Here is a 20,536-nt window from a genome sequence, read left to right as displayed (position 1 = left end):
GATTTCAGCATGAACCGGTTTTTGCAACTGCATGTCCTGACCGCCTATCCGCCGTCCAATCCCAATCGCGACGATCTCGGTCGGCCCAAATCCGCCATCATCGGCGGCGTGCAGCGCATGCGCATCTCCAGCCAGGCGATCAAGCGTGCGATGCGGCAATCCCCTGCCTTTGTCGAGGCGCTGACGGATAGCCTCGGCAAACGCACCCAACGGCTTGGCGAAGTCGTCAGGGCCCATCTCGTTGAAAAGGGTGCGGATGAGAAGACGGCGGTGGAGATCGCCCGCGATATTGCCGCTGTCTTCGGCAAGCTCAAAGGGGACAAGGACGGGCATCCGACCTACATCGAACAGCTCGCCTTCATCTCTCCGGATGAGCGGGCTGCGGCGCTCAGTTTTGCCGACAAGATGCTCTCTGGCGAAAAGCTGCCCGGTGAAAAGGAATTGGTGAAGATGTTGCTGAACACGGCTGACGGAGCCGTCGATATCGCAATGTTCGGACGCATGCTCGCCGCCAATCCCGACTATAATCGGGACGCGGCCGTACAGGTGGCGCATGCTTTCACCACCAACCGGGTGACCATTGAGGACGACTATTACACGGCCGTCGACGATCTGAAGCAGCCGAGCGAGGATGCCGGGGCCGGGTTCATTGGCGAGGCCGGCTTTGGTGCCGGTATCTTCTATGTCTATGTCTGCGTCGATCGCAGGTTGCTCGTCGAGAATCTTGCCGGTGATGGCGCCCTCGCCGCGCGCGGCATCGAGGCGCTGGTGCGCGCCGCTGCGATCAGCTCGCCTTCGGGCAAGAAAAACGCCTTTGCCAATCATGTGCGGGCCGAGTTCGTGCTGGCGGAACTCGGCGACGGCCAGCCGCGCACCCTTGCTTCCGCGTTCACCCGACCGGTTTCCGGCGCCGATCAGATGGCGGCGTCGGTCGACGTCCTGACCGGCATGCGGGAGGCGTTTGCACGCAGTTACGGCAAGGACTGGACGGACGAACGTCTGTTGCAGGTGGGCAACCCCGACGGTGTCACGCTCGATGATCTCGCATCCTTTGCCGCTTCAGGCGTTGCGGACGCTGCCGCATGACCCGCTGGCTCGTCGTCACCCTGGCCGCGCCCTTCGCCAGTTTCGGCGAGGAGGCTGGCAACGCCCAGCGCGGAACGGCGGACCGTCCCACCCGATCTGCGCTTGTCGGGCTGGCGGGCGCGGCACTTGGCATTCGGCGCGCGGATGCGGAGGCGCAAACCGCGCTCGCCGCCTCGCTTGCCGTAGCCTCGTGGACGCTGGATGCGGGAAGGCTGTTGAGCGATTTCCATACCTACCAGTCTTTGCCGAATGCGCGTGGAGGCCGCGCCACACGTGCGTTGGCGCTGGCGAGCGCGAACGAGCTAGTGACCTCCATCACAAGGCGGGAATACCGTTCGGACGTGCTCTATTTCGCCGCCTACCGCGAGACGGAGGCCGCCAGCGTCTCACTGGACAAGTTGTCCGCAGCTTTCGCGCAACCGGTCTTCAGTCTTTATCTGGGTCGCAAGTCGTGCCCCGTCTCTCGCCCGCTCAATCCGGTGGTCGTCGATGCCCCGAATGCGGCCACCGCATTCAGGGTCTATGCGCGACGAGATGCGCGTCTGGCCTTGCCGTCGGGCACACGCGGCACGTTGGCAACCGAGGCGCGCGAGGATCTGGGCGAAACGGATGCGCCGCATCGCGTCCATCTGCGTGTCGATGATCCAGGCGACCGCGTTGTCTGGCAATTCTCGTCGCGCCGCGAATATGTGCGCGGTCTCGCCCTCGACAGCGCCTCAGCCACGTCCGGGGAGGACCTCACATGACAGCCCTGCACATGTCCCGCCTGACATTGCGCCGCGACAGTTCTGCGGTCGCGCCGTTGATTGATGTGCTGCGCCCTCGGGCAACCGGTGAGCAGATGAACCTCGACCACAAGTTGCTCTGGACCGTGATGCCGGAGGCGATCCGCGCGGGCCGCGAGACCGTGGGCGAGGATGCTGGGGCGCGCACCGCAGCCTTTCTGTGGCGACGCGATAGCGGATCCGACCGGTTCTATTTGCTCGGTCCCCGGCCGGAGACAAGTTCCCCCTTCTTTGATGTCGAGACGAAACCGTTCGAACCCGTTCTTGCTGCTGGTGACCGGCTCGCTTTCGATCTCAGGGTCAATGCCACGGTGAACCGCAGGATCGCAGTCGACGCGGCGGGCAAGGCCGTGCGTCAGCGTTGCGACATCGCGATGGACCTTATGGCCCGAGAAAAGAAGCGCCTGGGCGGTGGCGAGAACTGGTATGGCGAAAACCGCGAGCGGCTGGCCGAGGAGGCTGCCCGCGAATGGTTTGCGCGCCAGGGCGAGGCGAACGGCTTTGCCGTTGCTGCCGTGGCGCTTGATGGCTACCGCACCCAGACGATGCCGCGCGGACGGGGGCGGCCGGCGCGCTTCGGCGTCCTTGATCTCAAGGGGATCGTAACGGTCATCGATCCGGTCGCCTTCACACGTCGCCTCGCTGCTGGCTTCGGTCGCGCCAAGGCTTTCGGCTGCGGCCTGATGCTGATCCGCAGGATCTCCTGACGGTGGCCGCGAAGGAAACACCACAAAAGATACCGGGGGCGCCGCCGCCCAAGCCGATCCCACTGAAGGAACGTGCCACGATCATCTTCGTGGAGAAGGGGCAGCTCGACGTGATCGATGGAGCCTTTGTTCTCGTCGATGCCAACGGCGTGCGCATGCACATCCCCGTCGGCGGCCTCGCCGCGATCATGCTGGAACCGGGAACCCGCACCAGTCACGCCGCCGTCGCTCTGGCCGCGCGGGCAGGCACCCTCCTCATTTGGGTGGGAGAGGCGGGCGTTCGCCTTTATGCCTCCGGCCAGCCGGGGGGCGCGCGGTCCGACAGGCTGTTGTGGCAGTGCCGGCTTGCGCTCGATCCTGACGCCCGGCTCAGGATCGTGCGTAAAATGTTCCAGATGCGTTTCGGCGAGACGGCGCCGGAGCGGCGCTCGGTCGATCAGTTGCGCGGTATCGAGGGTGCGCGCGTGCGCACCATCTATGACGGGCTTGCCAAACAGTTTGGCGTCACCTGGAAGCGCCGGAAATACGACCCCGGCGACTGGGACGTTTCCGACGTGCCGAACCGCTGCCTGTCGGCCGCGACCTCCTGCCTCTATGGGCTGACGGAGGCGGCCGTGCTGGCTGCGGGCTATGCGCCGGCGATCGGTTTCCTGCATACCGGCAAGCCGCTTTCCTTCGTTTACGACATTGCAGACATCTTCAAGTTCGAGACGGTTGTTCCCGAAGCCTTCCGCATTGCCGGTCTCCATGCCAAGGGGCGGCTTTCCGGTCATCCCGATCGTGAGGTGCGGATCGCCTGCCGGGATGCCTTCCGCCGCACCAATCTGCTGTCGCGCCTGATCCCCTCCATTGAGGACGTTCTGCTGGCGGGCGACCTGCCGATGCCCGAAGCGCCGGAGGATGCCGTGGGCCCTGCATTTGCGGATGAGGCGCCCACCGGTGACATGGGACATCGCTCATGATGGTCGTCGTCACCAACAACGCGCCGCCGCGTCTGCGCGGTCGACTGGCCGTCTGGTTGCTGGAGGTGCGGGCCGGCGTCTATCTCGGCACCTATTCGGCGCGCACCCGCGAGATGATTGCTGAACAGGTGCGCGACATGATTGCCGATGGCGATGCCGTCATCGCCTGGACGGCGCGCAACGATGCCGGATTTGACTTCGAAACCTATGGCTCGAACAGGCGGATGCCGGTGAAATTCGACGGCTTGAAACTCGTTGCGTTCCACCCCGTGGAACCTGTCTGAAGCGAGGCGTTTTCCGTCTGAAAAGCTGGTGCTCGCCGGGTCTTTGAAAATGTGCAATGATTTCATGCGTCTCTGACAAGAGTGTTCCCCGCACGCGCGGGGATGAACCGCGCCTTGCTGTTGCGGCACTATTGCTATGTTCGTGTTCCCCGCACGCGCGGGGATGAACCGTTGGCTTCCTGCCGTCCAATGGCGACTAGCCGGTGTTCCCCGCACGCGCGGGGATGAACCGACGGCCCGGCCAGATCTTCCGCCAATCGGAAGGTGTTCCCCGCACGCGCGGGGATGAACCGCATCCGCGATCGCGACCATCGTGTTCCAACGTGTGTTCCCCGCACGCGCGGGGATGAACCGGCGCCTACCGGAAACTGAGGACGGGTTTGCTGGTGTTCCCCGCACGCGCGGGGATGAACCGTTCTCTACGGATCTGCGATGCAGCCTCGCAGGGTGTTCCCCGCACGTGCGGGGATGAACCGCAGGACGAGGACGGGCGGCAGGTCTGGCCGTCGTGTTCCCCGCACGTGAGGGGATGAACCGTTACCCGTGGCCCGCAACAGTCGGGTTGCAGCGTGTTCCCCGCACACGCGGGGAAGTACCGGGGAGAGGCACCAGAGGCGGGAACCCGTCGGCTGGACGAGCAGAAACAGACCTCGCCATCACACAATTTCTGAGGTCTGGGAGACGCCTTGATCTGGCGGATTTGCGTGTTGTTGAGGGGTATACGTTGGTATCGGCGTTGGGGCCCGAGGCTTGATCCCAACAAATTTCCCCGATGCCAGCGGACGCAATGAAGCGCCATTCGACGGCGTGTCCGCGAAAATCGAATGAAATCAGAGGCTTTTCGGGCTCTGTCGGACTTCTTCGGACTGTCTGGATTAGGGGAAGTGGTGCCCAGGGGCGGAATCGAACCACCGACACGCGGATTTTCAATCCGCTGCTCTACCAACTGAGCTACCTGGGCTCACGGGGGACGTGGCGCCGGTCGGCGTTCCCCTGAAAGTTCGCGTTTTATAGAGAACCCATTTGCGCCTGTCCAGCCGGTGAATGCGATTTTCCAAGGCTTCGCCGAATAAGTTTTCCAATGAGCCGCGCAAGCCGTGGAAAACCCGACATTCGGCGCCGATTGCCAAGTCGCCTTAAAGGCTTGGCGTCGCTACGGCTTATGCGATATCTCCGGCCCCTCTTCCCGCCTCTATGGCAATTGATGCCGCCATTTGGGCAGCGAATCTGCGGGCCCGCGATGCGTTGACGCGGTCTGCAAACAGCAGGCGCAGGGCTGTTGCCGACGCAGCCTTCGCGGCCAGTCCAGTTTCATCCATCGGGCCAAGCCCAGAGGCATGCGCAAAGCCTGTTTGCCCATGTGGATGCCCGCGGCGGTGTGGGGGCGCTTGATTCGATTTGGGAGACCGGACCCTCCATCCAAGCGGCGGATCCTGGCCGTTGCGCGATCGCCCCCGCAACACATGAAAAAAAACCGCTTGTGAGGAGGGAAGGGCGGACAGAGCCAATTGCAGGGGGAAGGGGCGTGACGCGCGGCGACACGTTGTGCGCCCATGTGCCTTGCAACACACATGGCAGAGCCTTTCGACGCGGGTCATCCGTGCGGTGGAAACGTGCCGACAGTCTTGTCCGGGATGAAAAGGGCGCTCCGGGAGCTGTTCAGGCTAACGGTCGTTCTGCCTGTCGGGGGCGTGCATACTGGCCAGTGCGCCCAGTTCTTCCGGGTCCACGTCGTCAAGCTCGACGGCGGGGATGGCGTAATTGCCCGAAAGCCAGCTATGCAGGTCGACATCCGCGCAGCGCGCCGAGCAGAAGGGATAGTATTTTTCCACCGAGAGCTTGCTGCAGTGCGGGCAGGGGCGCACGGGCCGCTTGGTCCCGCCGACGTCCTGCGCGGTGCCCGGTGTCTTGCCCAGTGTCTTGCCAGGTGTTTTGTCTGTGCTCATGGCCTGATCGCGGGTGCCTTGCTTTGCGTTTCGCGGGTCTATTCGCTCATCGCGAGCGTGTCGGCCCAGTTCCGGCGCACCTGGTAGCCCGCTCCGGACAGCATCGAAACCGTCTCGTGAATGGGAAGGCCGACCACATTGGGATAGGACCCCACGAGTTTCACCACGAAAGATCCCGCGAGCCCCTGGATCGCGTAACCGCCAGCCTTGCCGCGCCATTCGCCGCTGGCCAGGTAGTCGGCTATCTCCGCTTCGGACAGCCGCTTGAAGCGGACCCGCGTCTCCACCAGCTTGTGCCGGGAAGCCCCGCCCGCTGTCGCCACGCAAATGCCGGTATAGACCCTGTGCGCGCGACCTGAGAGAAGACGCAGGCATCTCTCTGCCTCGTCCGTCAGTTCCGCCTTGGGCAGGCTCCGGCGCCCCACGGCGACCACGGTGTCGGCGGCGAGCACGAGCGCACCGTCATAATCGGGATCGCGCTCGATCGACCGGCGCACGACTTCCGCCTTGGTGCGGGCAAGCCGGGTCGCGAGTGCACGCGGCGTCTCCCCGCGTGTCGGCTCCTCGTCGATATCGGCGGGAAGCAGATAGTCGGGGCGGATGCCGACCTGCTCAAGCAGCGCCAGTCGCCGCGGCGAACCGGATGCGAGAACGAGTTTTGTACGATCCGTCATCGGCATCAACCGTGCTGACCGCTCGGGGCCGCCTTCGCGGCCCGCAGCGGAAGGACTACTTGAAACGATAGGTGATACGACCCTTGGTCAGGTCGTACGGGGTCATTTCGACGAGCACGCGGTCGCCTGCCAGAACGCGGATACGGTTCTTGCGCATGCGCCCCGCGGTGTGGGCAATGATTTCATGTTCGTTTTCAAGCTTCACGCGGAATGTCGCGTTGGGCAGAAGTTCCGTGACGGTGCCCGGAAATTCCAAGACTTCTTCTTTCGCCATGCGGTTTCCCTGGCTCTCCTGTTCGGTCCTGCAGATCCGGAAAAGTGGAAACCGGCTTTTCCAAAGGGGTCTGCATTCAAGGTAATCTTTGCGGCGGAGGACCGGGGATGTGGCTGCCGGTTCCGACGTAGTTCGCGCGCGAACCTAACGGATTGGATGTGGAAAGTGAACAGGCCATAAACATGCCGGTGACAATGCGGCGTTGCAACAGGTGCAGGGCTCGTCGTTCTGCCTGAGAAAAAGTCCGTATTTCCTGCAATTGTGCGCGGATAATGCCTATCCGGCCGGGGCGGCGCTCCATCTCAGCCGCTGCTTGATCCGTTCGGTCAACTGGTCGCGCACCATGCGATAGGAATCGAGGATCTGCTCGCGGCTTCCCGTCGCAAGGGTCGGATCGGCCGTCGGCCAGTATTCCACCTCAAGCGATTCCGTGCGGGTCAGCTCAAGCGCCCAGTGATGCGCCTCCGGCGCCAGAGAGATCACGAGGTCGAAATGCGTGTCCTCCAGTTCCTGCACCGTCTGGGGTTGGTGTTCGTCGATATTGAGGCCGATTTCATTCAGCACCGCATCGACGAAAGGGTCGCGTTCTCCCTTCTTCACGCCCGCGGAGGCGACATAGATGCGCTGGGGAAAAAGCTGACGGGTAATCGCGCCGGCCATGGGGGAGCGCACGGCATTCATGCCGCATACATAGAGAATGGCACTGGGCAACGTTCGCAAGGCTGCCGCGGGCATCTCCGGATCAGCCCTTCTTGTAAAGGGCGCAGATCAGCGTGAACAGCCGACGCGCCGTGGTGTGGTCGACCGAAATCTTGCCTTTCAATCTCTCTGCGAGCAGATCAGAAGCTTCGTTGTGGACGCCGCGCCGCCCCATGTCGATCGCCTCGATCTGGCTTGGCGTGGCGGTGCGGATCGCGGCGTAATAGGTCTCGCAGATCAGGAAATAGTCCTTGAGGATCTTGCGCAGCGGACCGAGCGCCAGGACATGCAGCACGACGTCCTCGCCGTTCTCGCGCGTGATCGTGAGATGCAGGCGCTTCTCGATGACCGCGATGTCGAGATGATAGGGGCCGCCCTCTTCGTCTCCGAGGGGCTGGAAATAATTGTCGTCCAGCAGATCGAAGATCGCGACCTCGCGCTCGTGCTCGATATCGGGCGAGGAACGCTCGATTGACGACTCATCGAGCGTCACCTTCGTGATGCGAGCCTTGTCTGAGTGCTCCGTCTCCATGCAACCGTCGCTCATGTCGATATGATCTCAGTCGGGGCCAGGTCCTGTCATGTCTTTGTGCCAGATGCCGCTGGGGCATCTGGCCGAAACACCGCCAGCCTATGCGCAAGCGACCCGATCAATCCAGCCCGCTTGCGCTCTTGCGAGCGAATAATGCGTCGCGCTTGCCTGTAGCGCGGGGTGTGTTGCCCCCGCGTGGCCGGTTTCACCGACTAAAGGTTGAGGCGAAGCCCGATGGACCGCCCATGGGCGTCCAACCCCTCGGCATCGGCCAGTCGCATCGCGGCGGGCCCGATCATCCGCAGCGTCTGGGGATCGCATTTGAGGATCGAGGTGCGCTTGACGAAATCGAGCACCGAAAGACCGGAGGAAAAGCGCGCCGAACGCGCCGTCGGCAGCACGTGGTTGGACCCGCCCACATAATCGCCCACGGCTTCCGGCGTGTAGCGGCCCAGGAAGACCGCGCCCGCGTTGCGAACCTGGTCCAGCAGGCTCTCCGGATCCTCCACCGCGAGTTCCAGATGCTCCGGTGCGAAACGGTCGATGAGCGGCACCGTTTCCTGAAGACTGCCGACAACGATCGTCGCGCCGAAATCGCGCCAGCTCGCGCTCGCGATGTCGCGACGGGGGAGGGTGGCGAGCTGACGCTCGACAGCCGCCTCCACCGCATCGGCCAGCTTCGCGTCGTCGGTGATCAGCACCGACTGCGCCGAAGCGTCGTGCTCGGCCTGCGCCAGAAGATCGATGGCGAGCCAGTCGGGATCGTTTTCCCCATCGGCCACCACGAGCACTTCCGAAGGACCGGCGATCATGTCGATGCCGACCGTGCCGAAAACCTGCCGCTTGGCGGCCGCCACATAGGCGTTGCCGGGGCCGACGATCTTGGCGACGGGTGCGATGGTTTCGGTGCCATAGGCAAGGGCTGCTACCGCTTGTGCGCCGCCGATGCGATAGATCTCGGAAACACCCGCCAGACGGGCGGCAGCCAGCACCAGCGGGTTCAGCGCGCCGTCGGGGCTCGGCACCACCATCACGATGCGCTCAACGCCCGCAACCTTTGCAGGCACCGCGTTCATGAGGACGGAACTGGGATAGGACGCCGTGCCGCCGGGCACATAAAGACCGACGGAGGCGACTGCGGTCCATTTCGATCCGAGTTCCACGCCGATTGCGTCGGTGTAGCGATCATCGGCGGGAAGCTGACGGGCGTGATGGGATTGGATGCGGTCGCGGGCGAGCTTCAGCGCGTCCATCGTCTCCGGATCGACCGCGGCGATGGCGGCATCCACTTCGTCCGCCGTGACTGCCATGCCGGTGGTGGAAAGGTCGAGGCGGTCGAAGCGGTGGGTGTATTCGATCACCGCCGCATCACCGCGCGCGCGCACGTCGTTGATGATGGCGCGCACGGTATCGTCCACATCCTGCGAAACCTCGCGCTTGGCGGCGAGAAGGTCGGCAAAGCGGCTTTCGAAATCCTCGTCTGCCGTCGTCAGGCGAATGGCCACAGCGTATGCTCTCCTGAATTCATGGGCGGGAAGGTGAGAGACGGCGTCTGGGCGCGTCCTCGTCCGGCCGCTTTCGGGGCGGTCGTGTCCCCGTATCAGTTCTCTTCGATATCGTGTTGCGGCTCGCTGCCGGTCGCCCAGGCCGCGCCCAGATCGGCAAGCTGGGCCTCGATGCACTCCACATCGAGCCGGATCTTCCCGCCTCCGGCAAAATCAAGCAGCAACCGGCCCGCAGGCGCATCCCCCTCCTCGAAGCGGATTGCCAGAAGAACCAGAACGGCTTCCTTGTTGTCCTGTCTGAGGCCCGTCGCCGACACCTTCTCCACCCGGTTGAAATGGAGCATCGCGCGGCGGCGCTCGAATTCCTTGACGCCCTTGCGCGTGGTCTTGGGCGTTGCTTCGCGCACGAACCGGTTCATGGTGAGCATGAAGCGGTTTTCAGACGCAAGCCAGCGCAGGTCGCCGACTTTCAGGACAGCATCCTGCACATGGGCGGAAACGATGGCGAGATCGTCGCTGTCCAGGGCGACCAGTTTCAAGTCGGGCATGGGAATATGGCTGCTTGATTACAGGGATAGGCTCGTGCGAGCGGTGCTCTAGAGGTAGTCGCTCCCGCGCTCCGACGCAATGACCCAGGCATGCTGCGGGGCCTTGCGCGTGCAAAACGCCCCGGCTGACAACGATCGCCGCCTCAGGAGGCGGCGATGCGCTCGATTTCCGCACCGCAGCGGCGCAGCTTTTCTTCCAGCCGCTCGAACCCGCGATCCAGATGATAGACGCGGTTGACGGTGGTCTCGCCCTTGGCCGCAAGCCCCGCAATGACGAGCGACACCGAGGCGCGCAGATCCGTCGCCATCACCGGGGCGCCCTTCAGGGTTTCAACGCCGGTGACGGTCGCCACCTGGCCGTCCAGATGGATGTCCGCGCCAAGGCGCGCCAGTTCCTGAACATGCATGAAGCGGTTTTCAAAGATCGTCTCGGTGATCCGCGACTTGCCCTTGGAGCGCGTCATCAGTGCCATGAACTGCGCCTGAAGGTCTGTCGGGAAGCCGGGGAAGGGGGCCGTCTCGATATCGACCGGCTCAATGCCGGAGCCGTTGCGCTTCACGCGCAGGCCGGAATTGGTCTCGGTGATTTCCGCCCCCGTCGCCCGCAACGTGTCGAGCGCGCTGTCCAGGAGATCGGCGCGCGCGCCTTCCAGCGTGACGTCGCCGCCCGTCATGGCAACGGCCATGGCGTAGGTGCCGGTCTCGATGCGATCCGGCACCACCGGATGCGTGTGACCGTGCAGGCGATCAACGCCCTGAATGTGAATGGTCGGGGTTCCTGCGCCCTCGATCTTCGCGCCCATGCCGATCAGGCAGTTGGCGAGATCGACGATTTCCGGCTCGCAGGCCGCGTTTTCGATCACGGTCTCACCGCGCGCCAGCGTCGCCGCCATCATCACCACGTGGGTGGCGCCGACGGAGACCTTCGGAAAGACGACGCGGTTGCCGACAAGGCCCTTGGGCGCGTTGGCGATCACATAGCCGCCCTCGATATCGAGATTCGCGCCCAGCGCCTGCAAGCCGTCGATGAAGAAATCGACCGGGCGCGTGCCGATGGCGCAGCCGCCAGGCAGCGAGACGCGGGCCTTGCCCATGCGCGCGACCAGCGGCCCGATGACCCAGAAGCTCGCCCGCATGGTGGAGACGAGTTCATAAGGCGCCGTGGTGTCGACGATATTGGCCGCGTTCAGATGGACGGTCTGGCCGGTCATGGCGTCTTCGCCCGCGCGCTTGCCATTGACCGAATAATCGACACCGTGGTTCGACAGGATGTGTGTGAGCTGCGCGACGTCGCGCAGCCGCGGCACGTTTTCCAGCGTCACCGCCTCATCGCTCAAAAGGCTGGCGATCATGAGCGGCAGGGCTGCGTTTTTCGCGCCCGAAATGGGGAGGCTGCCATTGAGCTGGTTGCCGCCGACAATCCTGATCTTGTCCATTCAAAGCCTCGAATTGCATGGCCACGCAGGAACCTTACCCTCCCGGTGTCGCCCGAAGGAGCGGCGAAGGTGTGCGTGGCAGAACTGATTTTGGAGCAAACGCGAGGTTCGCAAGCCGCGTTCCGGCTTGACGGCAAACCCGTCCCATTCGCGCTGCTCTAGCCCAAGCTTGTGGCCGAGACAAGGCGGAGTTCGGCCATTGTTTGCTTGTGCCGCGCGCCGCGGCAGGCGCGCATATCCGTCATTTCGCGTCCGCACCGGTTTGGCAAGCCGGAGATGGCATCTCCATGCGAGGGCTTCGGCGAGGCATTTGCCGCCTCACGAATCGGTCGGGTCGCCGTCCTGCGCGGCGCTTTTTCGCTCGCGTTGCTGTTCCTTGCGCCGTTTCAGGTTGGCGCGCAGCGCCGCCGCAAGCCGCTCTTCGCGCGAAGAGCGTTTGGCCTGTTTCGCGCCGGGGGGTTTTTCCGGGGCGCATTTTGCCGCGCCTGACCCGGATTTGTCTTTTTCAGTGTCGTCGATGTCGGTCATGGCCTTGTTTTTAGCGAAAAACGCTGGGGAGCGGAAATGGAAAGCGGGGGAAAAGCGGCGGCTGGTCTCGCGCGGGTTCCCAGCATTCATGCGGGAAACCGTGTGTCTGTGTGGTCTGATGATCCACAGGCCTATGGAAAAGCGCATTGAACGCGAATGTCCTCTTGCGCGCGGTGCCCTCCTATGGCAAAAGCGCCGCGTCCGACGGACTTCCGGCCAGCGCTTCGAGCGGCGCGACGCCTTTTCGATCCCGCTACGGGGTCAACCGTCCAGACAGATTGCTGCCGTAGCTCAGGGGTAGAGCACTCCCTTGGTAAGGGAGAGGTCGAGAGTTCGAATCTCTCCGGCAGCACCATTCTCCACCGTGGAAATCCGAAAAACCTTGCGCAGCCTTGCTGCGCTCGAAATCGCGTGCTGCAAAGCCGCGGGGCCCATGTCGGTCATCCCGATTGGCCATGGCTCACGAGGGATGTCTGCCTGACGGGGGCGGCGCTCTATTTCCGGGGTTTCTCACCAATCAGATCGGCCCGCCGATGCCCATTGCATCATTATCGGCTCTGTAAGGCGGCCCGAGAGTGCCGTTTTCCGGAATGGTGTATTACGCATCGGCTTGGATGGGTCGCTCAAAAGTAAAATTGTGAATAACTTGCGTGTAAAGTCGGGAATGGCTCGTAATATTAAATAAAAATGTCGTGATATGGCGATTATTTAATATATATAGTTAAAAAAATCAAAATAACATATTTCAGTAACAGTAAATATATACGTATTAGCATTTTTGGAATTGGTTCGTCTCAAGTTTGTCCGGGCTGTAAGCATATCAGAAGAGTAAGTTTCTTGAGCGCTTATGACAGCGTATTGTAACTGTCAGATAAGCTAGCGAGAGAAGAAAATACGATCGTGACAAACACAGAAGGAATTCCTACCATAAAGCCAAACCAACGGGGATCTAATGGAAAAGACCCCAAAGACAACGATTCCCAAATGCCCCACCTATTGGCGTACAGTAACCGGATCTATTACATAAAGCAAAAATTGGCGAGCGACCACATATAAAAGCACGATATGCAGAATGCGTATTTTGATTGTGCATGTCGCGACAAAAAGTAGCGTGAACGATACGAAATATACTATGGTTAGTGCTGTCTGAACTGCGATATTTATTGAATATATTTGTATATAGAATACGTAATACAGAAAGTATGGGTGAGGTAGTGGTCCTATACTGAGAGATCGGGGGCAGATTGTCGGCGTAGCGGAATGGCGTAGAAAGAATGAAGCCAATATTCATATTGGGTCTAGGGGCTCAGAAGTCAGGGACGAGTTGGCTTCATGCGACCCTGAATAAAAACAAGAATGTAAATATGGGTATTTTGAAAGAATACCATGTCTGGGACTACATATATCTGGATTCCTTCAAGGAACTAAAAGCAGATATAGAGAGCGGCGCTTCGACGGAAGTAATGCGCGGCCATATGCAGGCGGAAGAAGGCGTATATATTAAATATTTCCAGGAACTGATCAATTCAGATGTGCGCGTGACCGGTGACATCACGCCCAGCTATGCTCTGTTGGGCGAGGGTGCCCTAAGAGAGATAGTGCAGCGCATTGAAGACGGTGGATTTGAACCGAAAGTCATGTTCTTGATGCGTGATCCCGTTGAAAGGATCTGGTCTGCAGCAAGAATGGAAGGCCGCACTCGTCGCGAAATGGGGTATCAATTAGACGAGAGCGTTGTTGAAGAAATTGTCTATGGGTACTTGGAAGACGAGGCGCAAATGGCGCGATCAGACTACAAGACAGTAGTAAGAACGATAGATAGGGTCTTCAGTTCGGACCAAGTGCATTTTGAGATATATGAGAATCTATTTAAAAATTCGAGTATCGAGCGCCTCTGCGCGTTTCTCGGATTTCCCTTGGAGAACGTGAACTTCGATCAAAGAGTGAACGCCTCACCGATCTTCGCAAGATCAGAAAAGACGACAAGGGACATCATGAGGAGAATGAAGCCTCAATATGAGTTCTGCAGCGACAGGTTCCCGATAACAAATGGTCTTTGGCAATCTGGTTTGTAATCCTCTTGAGTAAGGTTTGTGAGCTGGACCCGAGGCATCGCTGGCCCAGAAAACTGGCTGGAGATCTGACCGCGCGAGCTTTCCAATGAGGCAATGGCGATGACGGGCGGGCGTGGAGCGCCTGTCCTTCCCGCACGCGTACCAGTTCGGAATTTTTCCCGTGCATTCCGCGCATCTCTGACCTAAACACGACATCCATCCCGCCCGGCATTTCTGGTTCATTGCACAAGATTGTTTGCCACATGCTCGATAACGCTCCCTGCTATGTCCTCAAGCTTCAATGCCCCGATCGCCCCGGCATCGTTGCCGGTGTCGCCAGCGCGCTGACGCGCGGCGGGGGCAATATTCTGGAAAGCGCCCAGTTCGACGATCTGAAGACCGGCCTGTTTTTCATGCGGGTCTGCTTCACGGCGCCGGAAGGCGTACCGCTCTCCTCCTTCGAGGACCTGATCACCCCGGTCGCCAATGCCTTTGGCATGGACTGGTCGCTGCACGATCAGGCGGTGAAGCCGCGGGTTCTGATCATGGTCTCCAAATTCGACCATTGCCTCCAGAACCTCGCCTATCGCTGGCATATCGGATCGCTGCCTGCCGATATCGTCGGCATTGTCTCCAACCACGAGGAAGCGCGCTCCTGCGCCAGCCATTACGGGCTGCCCTTCCATTACTGGCCGGTGACCAAGGAAAACAAGGTGGAGCGCGAGGCGCAGCTCATCGATCTGATCGACAAGGAGAATATCGATCTGGTCGTGCTGGCGCGCTACATGCAGGTGCTCTCCAACGATGTGTGCGGCCGCTATCCTGGCCGCATCATCAACATCCACCACTCGTTCCTGCCCGCCTTCAAGGGGGCAGCGCCCTACAGCCGGGCGCATGAGCGCGGGGTGAAGCTGATCGGCGCAACGGCCCACTACGTGACCTGCGATCTCGACGAAGGCCCGATCATCGAGCAGCACGCCGAGCGCGTGACCCACGCCAACTCGATCTCCGAGTTCGTTTCCATCGGACGCGATATCGAAGCCCGCGCCCTGTCACGCGCCGTCATTTCCCATTGCGAACACCGCGTGTTCATCAACGGCATCAAGACGGTCGTCTTCTCGTGAAATGACAGACTGGTGGGCCTAAAGGCCCGCCAGCTCCTGCGCATAGGCGAAGATCGCCGGCGCACCGCCCGTGTGCCAGAAGAGAACGGTGTCATCCGGGCTGAATTCACCGGCCCGGATCATGGCGACAAGCGCACCGAAAACCCGGCCCGAATAGACCGGGTCCACCAGAATGCCCTCGCATCTGGCCAGAAGCGCGATCGCCTCGCGCTCAAGCTCCCCGACAACACCATAGCCACCGCCCAGAAACCGCTCATCGAGGATGAAATCGGTGGGCATGTACCGCCGCTCCACCCCGTGGAGGGCTGCGGTCTCGTTGGTCAGGCCGGTCAGCCAGTCGCGATAGGGGAGCCCGCCATGCTCCTCCTTGTCGATGGCGATGCCGTGGATTTGCGCCGTGATGCCGTGAAGCTCCGCGCCCACGACCATTCCCGCATGGGTGCCGCCGGAGGATGAGGCGAAGACGATGTGGCTCGGCATGGGGCAGGCGCCCATGCGCACCTGATCGGCCAGTTCCCCCATCGCGGCCACGAAGCCGGACGCCCCCACCGCGCTTGAGCCGCCATAGGGCACGAGGTACGGCTTGCGGCCCCGGCGTTTCAGGTCTTCAACGATGTTCGGCAGGTCCTCGCCCTTGCGGTGTGCGCCCGCCCAATGGATCGTCGCTCCGAAAAGCTGATCGAGCAGCAGGTTCCCGCGCGCCTCATCCGGCGCCGCGCCACCCAGGACCAGATGACACTCCATCCCGCTCATGGCCGCTGCTGCCGCCGTCTGGCGGCAATGGTTCGATTGCTGAGCCCCTGCGGTCACGATGGTGTCGCAACCCTCTGCCTCAGCCTGACCGATCAGGAATTCCAGCTTGCGCACCTTGTTGCCGCCCATGGCAACGCCCGACTGGTCGTCCCGCTTGATGAAGAGCGACGGGCTGGAGCCATCGTGCGCGAGTTTCTCGCGCAGGCGGGTGAGCGGATGAAGCGGTGTCGGGAAGAAGCCCAGTTCGGCACGGGGCAGGGGGAGCGGCTGGGGCATGGTTGACATCTTGCGTGACGCGGTTGGCGGGGCCCCAGTCTGCGCCATCGAACAGAAAATGCCCAGACGCGTCGTACCGCATGAAAAGCGTCACACCGGCCCTGCCCGCTCAAACGGGGCGGGCCGGTATGGTCTTGCCGGGGCGGGTTCGCCGGTCCTCACGCGGACTGGGCGATCTCCACCAGCGAAATCTTGAAGGTCAGGTCCTCGCCTGCGAGCGGGTGGTTGGCGTCCACCTTCACAATCTCGTCGCTCAGGCTCACGACCTTGAGCGGCACCATCTGGCCGGTGGAGGTCTGCATCTGCAGGTGGCAGCCTTCGGTCAGCGGAACGCTGTCGGGGATCTGCGCGCGCGGGATATCGTGCAGCGCTTCCGGATTGACCGGCCCGTAAGCCTCGTCGCAGGGCACCACGACGGTCTTTTCCTCGCCAACACTCATGCCGGGCATGGCCTTGTCGAGACCGGGAATGATCTGCCCGCCGCCCACGGTGAATTCCAGCGGATCGCGGCCTTCCGAAGAATCAAAGACAGAACCGTCATTCAAGGATCCCTTGTAGTGAATCCGCACGGTATCTCCAGATTTAACTTCGCTCATGTGGCAACTTCCGTCTTTGATTGTGTATTGTTTGACCTGCTTAAGGGCGCGGGTCGATGAACATGATGCTCACCCTAAAAGCTCATGTGGCAATGTAAAGGCAGGGCGGGGGAGAAAATTACCGGAAAAATTGTCGCGCGCTTCAAATTTGACCGTATGAACACTGAAGGGCGGGCGAGGAACCGGTTCGCGCTAGGGATATTACATAGAAAATACCGTTGCACGATTTACGCCCGGTCAAGCGCCTGACAAGGGCATGGCGAGCGGGCAAGAGGGGCTGCTTTAGCGTCCTCAAAGCTGACGATGCCGCTTGCGCCGCAGCATCTCCAAAGCGGCACGTCAATCATATCCGCAGGTGCCGCCTGAAATGAAGTGGCTTCGCGACCGCCGGCTTTCTGGAAACGGATCGCGACACCTGCGGTTGCGAAAAGGCCGATCCGGGGCGACCCGCTCCATGGCAAGCGAAGGGGACGATCAGAAGGGGCGAGCTTGGTTCCGGGAGGCCGGCATCATGGCTGCGGGGCTTTGGCGCGGGCTTTCAGTCGCCTGGTCAGTCTGTAACCGTCTCGCATATTGAGGCTTAGAAGAACCAGGTTTGTCGCTCCCGCGATCAGTTCGAGCGCCTGCACCCCATAGAATGCCGCATCGAACTCCCCCGCCTCAGCCTTTGAGGCGAGGAACAGCGCGGCCGGGATCAAGACCAGCAATCCGTTGGCCGCGATAAGTGGCATGCGCTTCAGTTTGGCGGCGATCAGGCCCGCCTTCCGCCCCTTGGCCAGGGAAAAACCCGTGCCACCCGTGGCAGCAAGGGCAGGGATGAGCAGGAAGAAGCCCCACGGGATCGCCGTCTTGACGGCAATCACAACCTCCTTCGAACCGATCAACTCGCTGAGCGCCGTCGAAAGCCAGAACGCCGCTATCGTCAGAAGCGCGATCGCGCCCGCAATTGGATGGATCAGCTTTTTCATGGTCACGCGTCCTTGGTTGCGATATTGTCACCAAGAAGCATCATTGACATGATGATGTCAATATAAATGTAAGGTGTCATATGGCGAGTTCGATTGGACAGCCGAAAGCCGAAGCGTTGACCGAACTGCTCCTGACCATGTTTCGATCGAACAATGCGACGCTTGCGTGGGGAGACCGCATTGTTTCCCCGCTCGGCCTCACGAGCGCCCGCTGGCAGATTTTGGGAGCGATCGTTATGGCCGACCGGAAACAGCCGGTCGCATGGCTGGCGCGGGATCTGGGAGCGAACCGGCAGAACGTGCAGCGCATTGTCAACGACCTGCAGAAAGACGGACTGGTCTCGTTTGAGCCGAACCCGCACCACAAGCGGGCACAGCTTGTGGTCCTGACCGCCAAGGGGCGGCAGACCTACGAGGCTGCTATGGATCTCTATAATCCGCTTGTTGAGGAATTGGCGGAGAGCTTGCCTCCAGAGGACGTTCAGGCCGCGCAACGTGTCCTGTCGGCATTGCGCACGAAGCTCGAAACCTCCACTGCCCAATAGAGCAGCTCGATACTCCGGACCGGTCTTGCTGTCGGTTCGGTGCGGTGAGCAACGAAGGCGACGCCGCCTGCTTCAAGGCATGGCGAGGATCCGGCAGGCATCGCGAACTGACGCTTCCTGAAGTCCGTGAGCGCGTGGTTCGTTCTGTGCTGGATAAGGACGGCCCCGCAGCGGCGGAACCGCGAGTTTGTCAGGCTGTTGCGCAGCCGGAGTGTTCCGACAGCAGTTTTCCGGCGATCTCCATGGCCTCCTCGCGAGACGAGGCGAGCTTCATCGGATAGCCCCAGAATTTGGCAAAGGCCACACCGAAAGGCTTGAATGTCATGCGCTTGGCGGCGTTCGGCTCAATCACGATCATCGCCAACACGAGTGTTCTGAGCTCGGTCTTGTGTTTCTTCATCCAAAGAGCGGTGCGCTTCTTTTCTTCCTGACTGTGCGCGTGGTTTTCGCTCGGAGCGCTGTCGGTCAAGATCACGAAAGGCGTGCCGCGCCGAAGGGTCGCCTCCAGCTCCTCGAAGTCCTCGTCATGGTCGTGATCGGGCGTCTCGTCATAACTCATCCAGACGCGCGGGAAATCGGTACTGTCCAAAGGCATCTATCGTCTCCTTGCCGGAATCGAGGCTTTCAATTCGGGTGGATGTGTCGCCTCAACATGATTGCCGTATGACCTCTCTGCCTGAAAACAATACGTCGGTTGACAGTTGGCGGCATTGCGCAACCCGGCCATTGAATGTTTCAATCCGGCCAAGATGGAAAATGCCGGGGCCTTTGATGTATCTGGACGTCCGCAGCGATTGGCTTTCCTATGTGGATGAGATCCCTCGCGCTCTCGTCGCGACCAACGCTGTCGCCAATCTTGAAGCCTTGGAGCAATCGCCACGGCACCACCATCAGAAGGCGCAACTGCTTTTCACGGTCCGTGGCGTCATCAATTGCGAAGTTGAAGAGGCGGTCTGGATCGTGCCGCCGCATTGCGCCGTGTGGATTCCCGGCGGGGTGCCCCATACCGTTTTTGGCTCAGGCGAGGTGGAGTGCATCTCCCTCTTCATCGAGCCTCTCGGGTCCGCAAACCTGCCGAACGAATGCTGCACGATTACGGTGTCGAGCCTGTTCCGCCATCTTCTGATGCGTGCCAATGCGCTGCCAGAGCTTTATGACGTCGACGGTCCGGATGGCCGCATCGTGTCTGTAATCTTCGACGAATTGGCTGTGGCGCCGGTTGAAGATCTCCGCCTCCCGATCCCAAGCGATCCACGACTGAAGAAGCTCACCGATCTGTTGATTGCGGCGCCTGCGGATCATGCGACCGTCGCGCAGTGGGCCTCCCGTATCGCACTCAGCGAGCGCAGCCTGAACCGTCTGCTGGCGGAAGAGGTGGGCATGAGCTTCGGTCGCTGGCGCAGGCAGTTGCATGTTGTCCTTGCCTTGCGGCATCTGAGCGCCGGCCAGACGGTCCAGGCTGTTGCAATGGATCTCGGCTATGAAAGCACCAGCAGTTTCGTGACCATGTTTCGAAAGATGGTCGGCAAGCCGCCAAGCCGCTACCTGTCCGAGCGGCTTGGGCCCGAGCCGCGCTCATTGAGCCAGAAACATGCCCATGATGGGTCCCATGGCGCTTAAGTGGGGTTGAAACAGATAGTGCCCTCCCGGCCCCTTGTGCTCTTCCCCCTTCCATTAAAAAAAACGGCCCCCACCTCCCGGCGGGGGGCGCTTTCGTCTCTTAGCCAAATCCGAGCTGAGGCTTACTTGTCGACGCCGCCCCAGATGGCCTCTGGCGTTTTGGCCACCAGTTCCAGCTTGCGGCGCTGGTCGTCCATGGTGACCTTGTTGCCTTCTTCCCTGGAGGAGAAGCTGAACTGCGCACGAAGCTCGAAACATCCACTGCCGAATAGAGCCGCTCGACACTCCGGACCGGTCTTGATGGCGGTTCGGTGCCGTGCGCAACGAAGACGACGCTGCCTCCTTAAAGGCATGGCGTCCGGTCGTCGACCGCCCGATCCACCTCGACCGCCTGACGGTGGAGGCGGGACGCGTCCACGGCTTCAACGGCACGGATGCGGGGCTTCAAAAGCGGCTGAAGGATCACATCAAGGCTGTGACGGGCGTGGGCGCTCAGATCTCTATTCGGGAACCCGACACCTTGCCCCGCGCCACCCACAAGGCCAAGCGGGTGGAGGACACGTGCGGCCAGGTCTGGATGGCGTGAGGGAAGAGGCACAAGCGGCGGCGTCTCGGGGAGGGACGTCGCGGGCGG

23 protein-coding genes, 2 tRNA genes and 1 CRISPR repeat array are annotated in these 20,536 nt (G+C 61.4%); of the genes, 11 read left to right on the top strand and 14 right to left on the bottom strand.

The window, feature by feature from the left end; translation table 11 throughout:
* Nucleotides 1-9 precede the first annotated feature (9 nt).
* The 5 genes from cas7e to cas2e are packed head-to-tail and all read left to right on the top strand — an operon-like array spanning nucleotide 10 to nucleotide 3,824.
* The gene (gene cas7e, locus ABGM93_RS09430) at nucleotides 10-1,086 is read left to right on the top strand and encodes a type I-E CRISPR-associated protein Cas7/Cse4/CasC (protein ID WP_321505621.1); all 1,077 of its coding nucleotides are present in this window, start codon (nucleotides 10-12) and stop codon (nucleotides 1,084-1,086) included.
* A complete protein-coding gene (gene cas5e / locus ABGM93_RS09425) occupies nucleotides 1,083-1,832 on the top strand; it encodes a type I-E CRISPR-associated protein Cas5/CasD (RefSeq protein WP_321505619.1) in 750 nt (249 codons plus the stop codon). The genes cas7e and cas5e overlap by 4 nt, the downstream gene beginning before the upstream one ends.
* On the top strand, nucleotides 1,829-2,578 hold the full coding sequence (gene cas6e / locus ABGM93_RS09420; protein WP_321505617.1) for a type I-E CRISPR-associated protein Cas6/Cse3/CasE: 750 nt from the start codon (nucleotides 1,829-1,831) through the stop codon (nucleotides 2,576-2,578). Before cas5e ends, cas6e begins: the two co-directional genes overlap by 4 nt.
* A gap of 2 nt (nucleotides 2,579-2,580) precedes the next feature.
* Nucleotides 2,581-3,540, top strand: coding sequence for a type I-E CRISPR-associated endonuclease Cas1e (gene cas1e / locus ABGM93_RS09415; RefSeq protein WP_321505615.1), 960 nt, complete (start codon nucleotides 2,581-2,583; stop codon nucleotides 3,538-3,540).
* Complete coding sequence (cas2e, locus tag ABGM93_RS09410; protein WP_321505613.1) at nucleotides 3,537-3,824, top strand: type I-E CRISPR-associated endoribonuclease Cas2e; 288 nt, start codon at nucleotides 3,537-3,539, stop codon at nucleotides 3,822-3,824. The genes cas1e and cas2e overlap by 4 nt, the downstream gene beginning before the upstream one ends.
* Before the next feature lie 81 nt (nucleotides 3,825-3,905).
* Nucleotides 3,906-4,422: a CRISPR direct-repeat array (repeat unit 29 nt; unit sequence GTGTTCCCCGCACGCGCGGGGATGAACCG).
* 287 nt (nucleotides 4,423-4,709) lie between these two features.
* Here the strand turns inward: cas2e and ABGM93_RS09405 are convergent.
* From ABGM93_RS09405 to ABGM93_RS09360, 10 genes are all read right to left on the bottom strand, one after another.
* A tRNA-Phe gene (locus tag ABGM93_RS09405) sits at nucleotides 4,710-4,785 on the bottom strand.
* Between the two features lie 703 nt (nucleotides 4,786-5,488).
* Nucleotides 5,489-5,689 (bottom strand): DNA gyrase inhibitor YacG, encoded by a 201-nt coding sequence (gene yacG, locus ABGM93_RS09400; RefSeq protein WP_321505805.1) that lies wholly within the window; start codon nucleotides 5,687-5,689, stop codon nucleotides 5,489-5,491.
* 119 nt (nucleotides 5,690-5,808) lie between these two features.
* Nucleotides 5,809-6,444 carry a Maf-like protein gene (locus tag ABGM93_RS09395; RefSeq protein WP_321505609.1) on the bottom strand — a complete coding sequence of 212 codons (636 nt, stop codon included), beginning with the start codon at nucleotides 6,442-6,444 and terminating at the stop codon, nucleotides 5,809-5,811.
* A 55-nt stretch (nucleotides 6,445-6,499) separates the two neighbouring features.
* A complete protein-coding gene (gene infA / locus ABGM93_RS09390) occupies nucleotides 6,500-6,718 on the bottom strand; it encodes a translation initiation factor IF-1 (RefSeq protein ID WP_319772216.1) in 219 nt (72 codons plus the stop codon).
* A gap of 276 nt (nucleotides 6,719-6,994) precedes the next feature.
* Nucleotides 6,995-7,453 (bottom strand): low molecular weight phosphatase family protein, encoded by a 459-nt coding sequence (locus ABGM93_RS09385; protein ID WP_319772215.1) that lies wholly within the window; start codon nucleotides 7,451-7,453, stop codon nucleotides 6,995-6,997.
* A gap of 7 nt (nucleotides 7,454-7,460) precedes the next feature.
* On the bottom strand, nucleotides 7,461-7,949 hold the full coding sequence (locus tag ABGM93_RS09380) for a UPF0262 family protein (protein ID WP_319772326.1): 489 nt from the start codon (nucleotides 7,947-7,949) through the stop codon (nucleotides 7,461-7,463).
* A 212-nt stretch (nucleotides 7,950-8,161) separates the two neighbouring features.
* Nucleotides 8,162-9,454, bottom strand: coding sequence for a histidinol dehydrogenase (hisD, locus tag ABGM93_RS09375; protein WP_321505607.1), 1,293 nt, complete (start codon nucleotides 9,452-9,454; stop codon nucleotides 8,162-8,164).
* Nucleotides 9,455-9,549: 95 nt separating this feature from the next.
* Nucleotides 9,550-10,002 (bottom strand): DUF2948 family protein, encoded by a 453-nt coding sequence (locus ABGM93_RS09370; RefSeq protein WP_319772213.1) that lies wholly within the window; start codon nucleotides 10,000-10,002, stop codon nucleotides 9,550-9,552.
* A 143-nt stretch (nucleotides 10,003-10,145) separates the two neighbouring features.
* Complete coding sequence (gene murA, locus ABGM93_RS09365) at nucleotides 10,146-11,438, bottom strand: UDP-N-acetylglucosamine 1-carboxyvinyltransferase (RefSeq protein ID WP_319772212.1); 1,293 nt, start codon at nucleotides 11,436-11,438, stop codon at nucleotides 10,146-10,148.
* A 318-nt stretch (nucleotides 11,439-11,756) separates the two neighbouring features.
* Nucleotides 11,757-11,966, bottom strand: a complete 210-nt coding sequence (locus ABGM93_RS09360) for a hypothetical protein (protein WP_321505604.1) — start codon at nucleotides 11,964-11,966, stop codon at nucleotides 11,757-11,759.
* Between the two features lie 280 nt (nucleotides 11,967-12,246).
* Between ABGM93_RS09360 and ABGM93_RS09355 the strand changes: the two genes are divergently transcribed.
* The 3 genes from ABGM93_RS09355 (at nucleotide 12,247) to purU (ending at nucleotide 15,144) form a co-directional block, all read left to right on the top strand.
* Nucleotides 12,247-12,321, top strand: a tRNA-Thr gene (locus tag ABGM93_RS09355).
* 1,009 nt (nucleotides 12,322-13,330) lie between these two features.
* Complete coding sequence (locus ABGM93_RS09350) at nucleotides 13,331-14,041, top strand: hypothetical protein (protein WP_321505602.1); 711 nt, start codon at nucleotides 13,331-13,333, stop codon at nucleotides 14,039-14,041.
* A 242-nt stretch (nucleotides 14,042-14,283) separates the two neighbouring features.
* The gene (gene purU / locus ABGM93_RS09345; RefSeq protein ID WP_321505599.1) at nucleotides 14,284-15,144 is read left to right on the top strand and encodes a formyltetrahydrofolate deformylase; all 861 of its coding nucleotides are present in this window, start codon (nucleotides 14,284-14,286) and stop codon (nucleotides 15,142-15,144) included.
* A gap of 18 nt (nucleotides 15,145-15,162) precedes the next feature.
* Here purU and ABGM93_RS09340 read toward each other — a convergent pair whose 3' ends face one another.
* The 3 genes from ABGM93_RS09340 to ABGM93_RS09330 form a co-directional block, all read right to left on the bottom strand.
* Nucleotides 15,163-16,173 carry a D-cysteine desulfhydrase family protein gene (locus ABGM93_RS09340; RefSeq protein WP_321505597.1) on the bottom strand — a complete coding sequence of 337 codons (1,011 nt, stop codon included), beginning with the start codon at nucleotides 16,171-16,173 and terminating at the stop codon, nucleotides 15,163-15,165.
* A gap of 158 nt (nucleotides 16,174-16,331) precedes the next feature.
* Entirely contained in the window at nucleotides 16,332-16,769 is a 438-nt protein-coding gene (locus ABGM93_RS09335) for a peptidylprolyl isomerase (protein ID WP_321505595.1), read from the bottom strand.
* A 509-nt stretch (nucleotides 16,770-17,278) separates the two neighbouring features.
* Nucleotides 17,279-17,737, bottom strand: coding sequence for a hypothetical protein (locus ABGM93_RS09330; RefSeq protein ID WP_321505593.1), 459 nt, complete (start codon nucleotides 17,735-17,737; stop codon nucleotides 17,279-17,281).
* A gap of 80 nt (nucleotides 17,738-17,817) precedes the next feature.
* Between ABGM93_RS09330 and ABGM93_RS09325 the strand changes: the two genes are divergently transcribed.
* Nucleotides 17,818-18,282, top strand: a complete 465-nt coding sequence (locus tag ABGM93_RS09325; protein ID WP_321505591.1) for a MarR family winged helix-turn-helix transcriptional regulator — start codon at nucleotides 17,818-17,820, stop codon at nucleotides 18,280-18,282.
* Nucleotides 18,283-18,472: 190 nt separating this feature from the next.
* On the opposite strand, the gene ABGM93_RS09320 is transcribed toward ABGM93_RS09325, so the two are convergent.
* A complete protein-coding gene (locus ABGM93_RS09320; protein WP_321505586.1) occupies nucleotides 18,473-18,877 on the bottom strand; it encodes a hypothetical protein in 405 nt (134 codons plus the stop codon).
* Between the two features lie 176 nt (nucleotides 18,878-19,053).
* Here ABGM93_RS09320 and ABGM93_RS09315 point away from each other — a divergent pair, with 176 nt between their 5' ends.
* Nucleotides 19,054-19,902 carry a helix-turn-helix transcriptional regulator gene (locus tag ABGM93_RS09315; protein ID WP_321505584.1) on the top strand — a complete coding sequence of 283 codons (849 nt, stop codon included), beginning with the start codon at nucleotides 19,054-19,056 and terminating at the stop codon, nucleotides 19,900-19,902.
* Between the two features lie 316 nt (nucleotides 19,903-20,218).
* Nucleotides 20,219-20,488 carry a hypothetical protein gene (locus tag ABGM93_RS09310; RefSeq protein WP_321505582.1) on the top strand — a complete coding sequence of 90 codons (270 nt, stop codon included), beginning with the start codon at nucleotides 20,219-20,221 and terminating at the stop codon, nucleotides 20,486-20,488.
* Nucleotides 20,489-20,536: the final 48 nt, after the last annotated feature.

Origin of the sequence: Breoghania sp. (assembly GCF_963674635.1) — a bacterium.
Classification (GTDB): domain Bacteria; phylum Pseudomonadota; class Alphaproteobacteria; order Rhizobiales; family Stappiaceae; genus Breoghania.
The sequence above is the reverse complement of the archived record's forward strand: the minus strand, read 5'-3'. Positions and strand labels throughout refer to the sequence as shown.

Coding starts and splice junctions, on each gene's coding strand:
- ABGM93_RS09335 (WP_321505595.1), bottom strand. CDS start 16,769: ATGAGCGAAGTTAAATCTGGAGATACCGTGCGGATTCACTACAAGGGA.
- ABGM93_RS09350 (WP_321505602.1), top strand. CDS start 13,331: ATGGGTATTTTGAAAGAATACCATGTCTGGGACTACATATATCTGGAT.
- infA (WP_319772216.1), bottom strand. CDS start 6,718: ATGGCGAAAGAAGAAGTCTTGGAATTTCCGGGCACCGTCACGGAACTT.
- ABGM93_RS09315 (WP_321505584.1), top strand. CDS start 19,054: ATGTATCTGGACGTCCGCAGCGATTGGCTTTCCTATGTGGATGAGATC.
- cas2e (WP_321505613.1), top strand. CDS start 3,537: ATGATGGTCGTCGTCACCAACAACGCGCCGCCGCGTCTGCGCGGTCGA.
- cas5e (WP_321505619.1), top strand. CDS start 1,083: ATGACCCGCTGGCTCGTCGTCACCCTGGCCGCGCCCTTCGCCAGTTTC.
- ABGM93_RS09385 (WP_319772215.1), bottom strand. CDS start 7,453: ATGCCCGCGGCAGCCTTGCGAACGTTGCCCAGTGCCATTCTCTATGTA.
- ABGM93_RS09395 (WP_321505609.1), bottom strand. CDS start 6,444: ATGACGGATCGTACAAAACTCGTTCTCGCATCCGGTTCGCCGCGGCGA.
- cas6e (WP_321505617.1), top strand. CDS start 1,829: ATGACAGCCCTGCACATGTCCCGCCTGACATTGCGCCGCGACAGTTCT.
- ABGM93_RS09370 (WP_319772213.1), bottom strand. CDS start 10,002: ATGCCCGACTTGAAACTGGTCGCCCTGGACAGCGACGATCTCGCCATC.
- ABGM93_RS09325 (WP_321505591.1), top strand. CDS start 17,818: ATGGCGAGTTCGATTGGACAGCCGAAAGCCGAAGCGTTGACCGAACTG.
- ABGM93_RS09320 (WP_321505586.1), bottom strand. CDS start 18,877: ATGCCTTTGGACAGTACCGATTTCCCGCGCGTCTGGATGAGTTATGAC.
- ABGM93_RS09340 (WP_321505597.1), bottom strand. CDS start 16,173: ATGCCCCAGCCGCTCCCCCTGCCCCGTGCCGAACTGGGCTTCTTCCCG.
- ABGM93_RS09380 (WP_319772326.1), bottom strand. CDS start 7,949: ATGGAGACGGAGCACTCAGACAAGGCTCGCATCACGAAGGTGACGCTC.
- murA (WP_319772212.1), bottom strand. CDS start 11,438: ATGGACAAGATCAGGATTGTCGGCGGCAACCAGCTCAATGGCAGCCTC.
- ABGM93_RS09360 (WP_321505604.1), bottom strand. CDS start 11,966: ATGACCGACATCGACGACACTGAAAAAGACAAATCCGGGTCAGGCGCG.
- cas7e (WP_321505621.1), top strand. CDS start 10: ATGAACCGGTTTTTGCAACTGCATGTCCTGACCGCCTATCCGCCGTCC.
- purU (WP_321505599.1), top strand. CDS start 14,284: ATGCTCGATAACGCTCCCTGCTATGTCCTCAAGCTTCAATGCCCCGAT.
- ABGM93_RS09330 (WP_321505593.1), bottom strand. CDS start 17,737: ATGAAAAAGCTGATCCATCCAATTGCGGGCGCGATCGCGCTTCTGACG.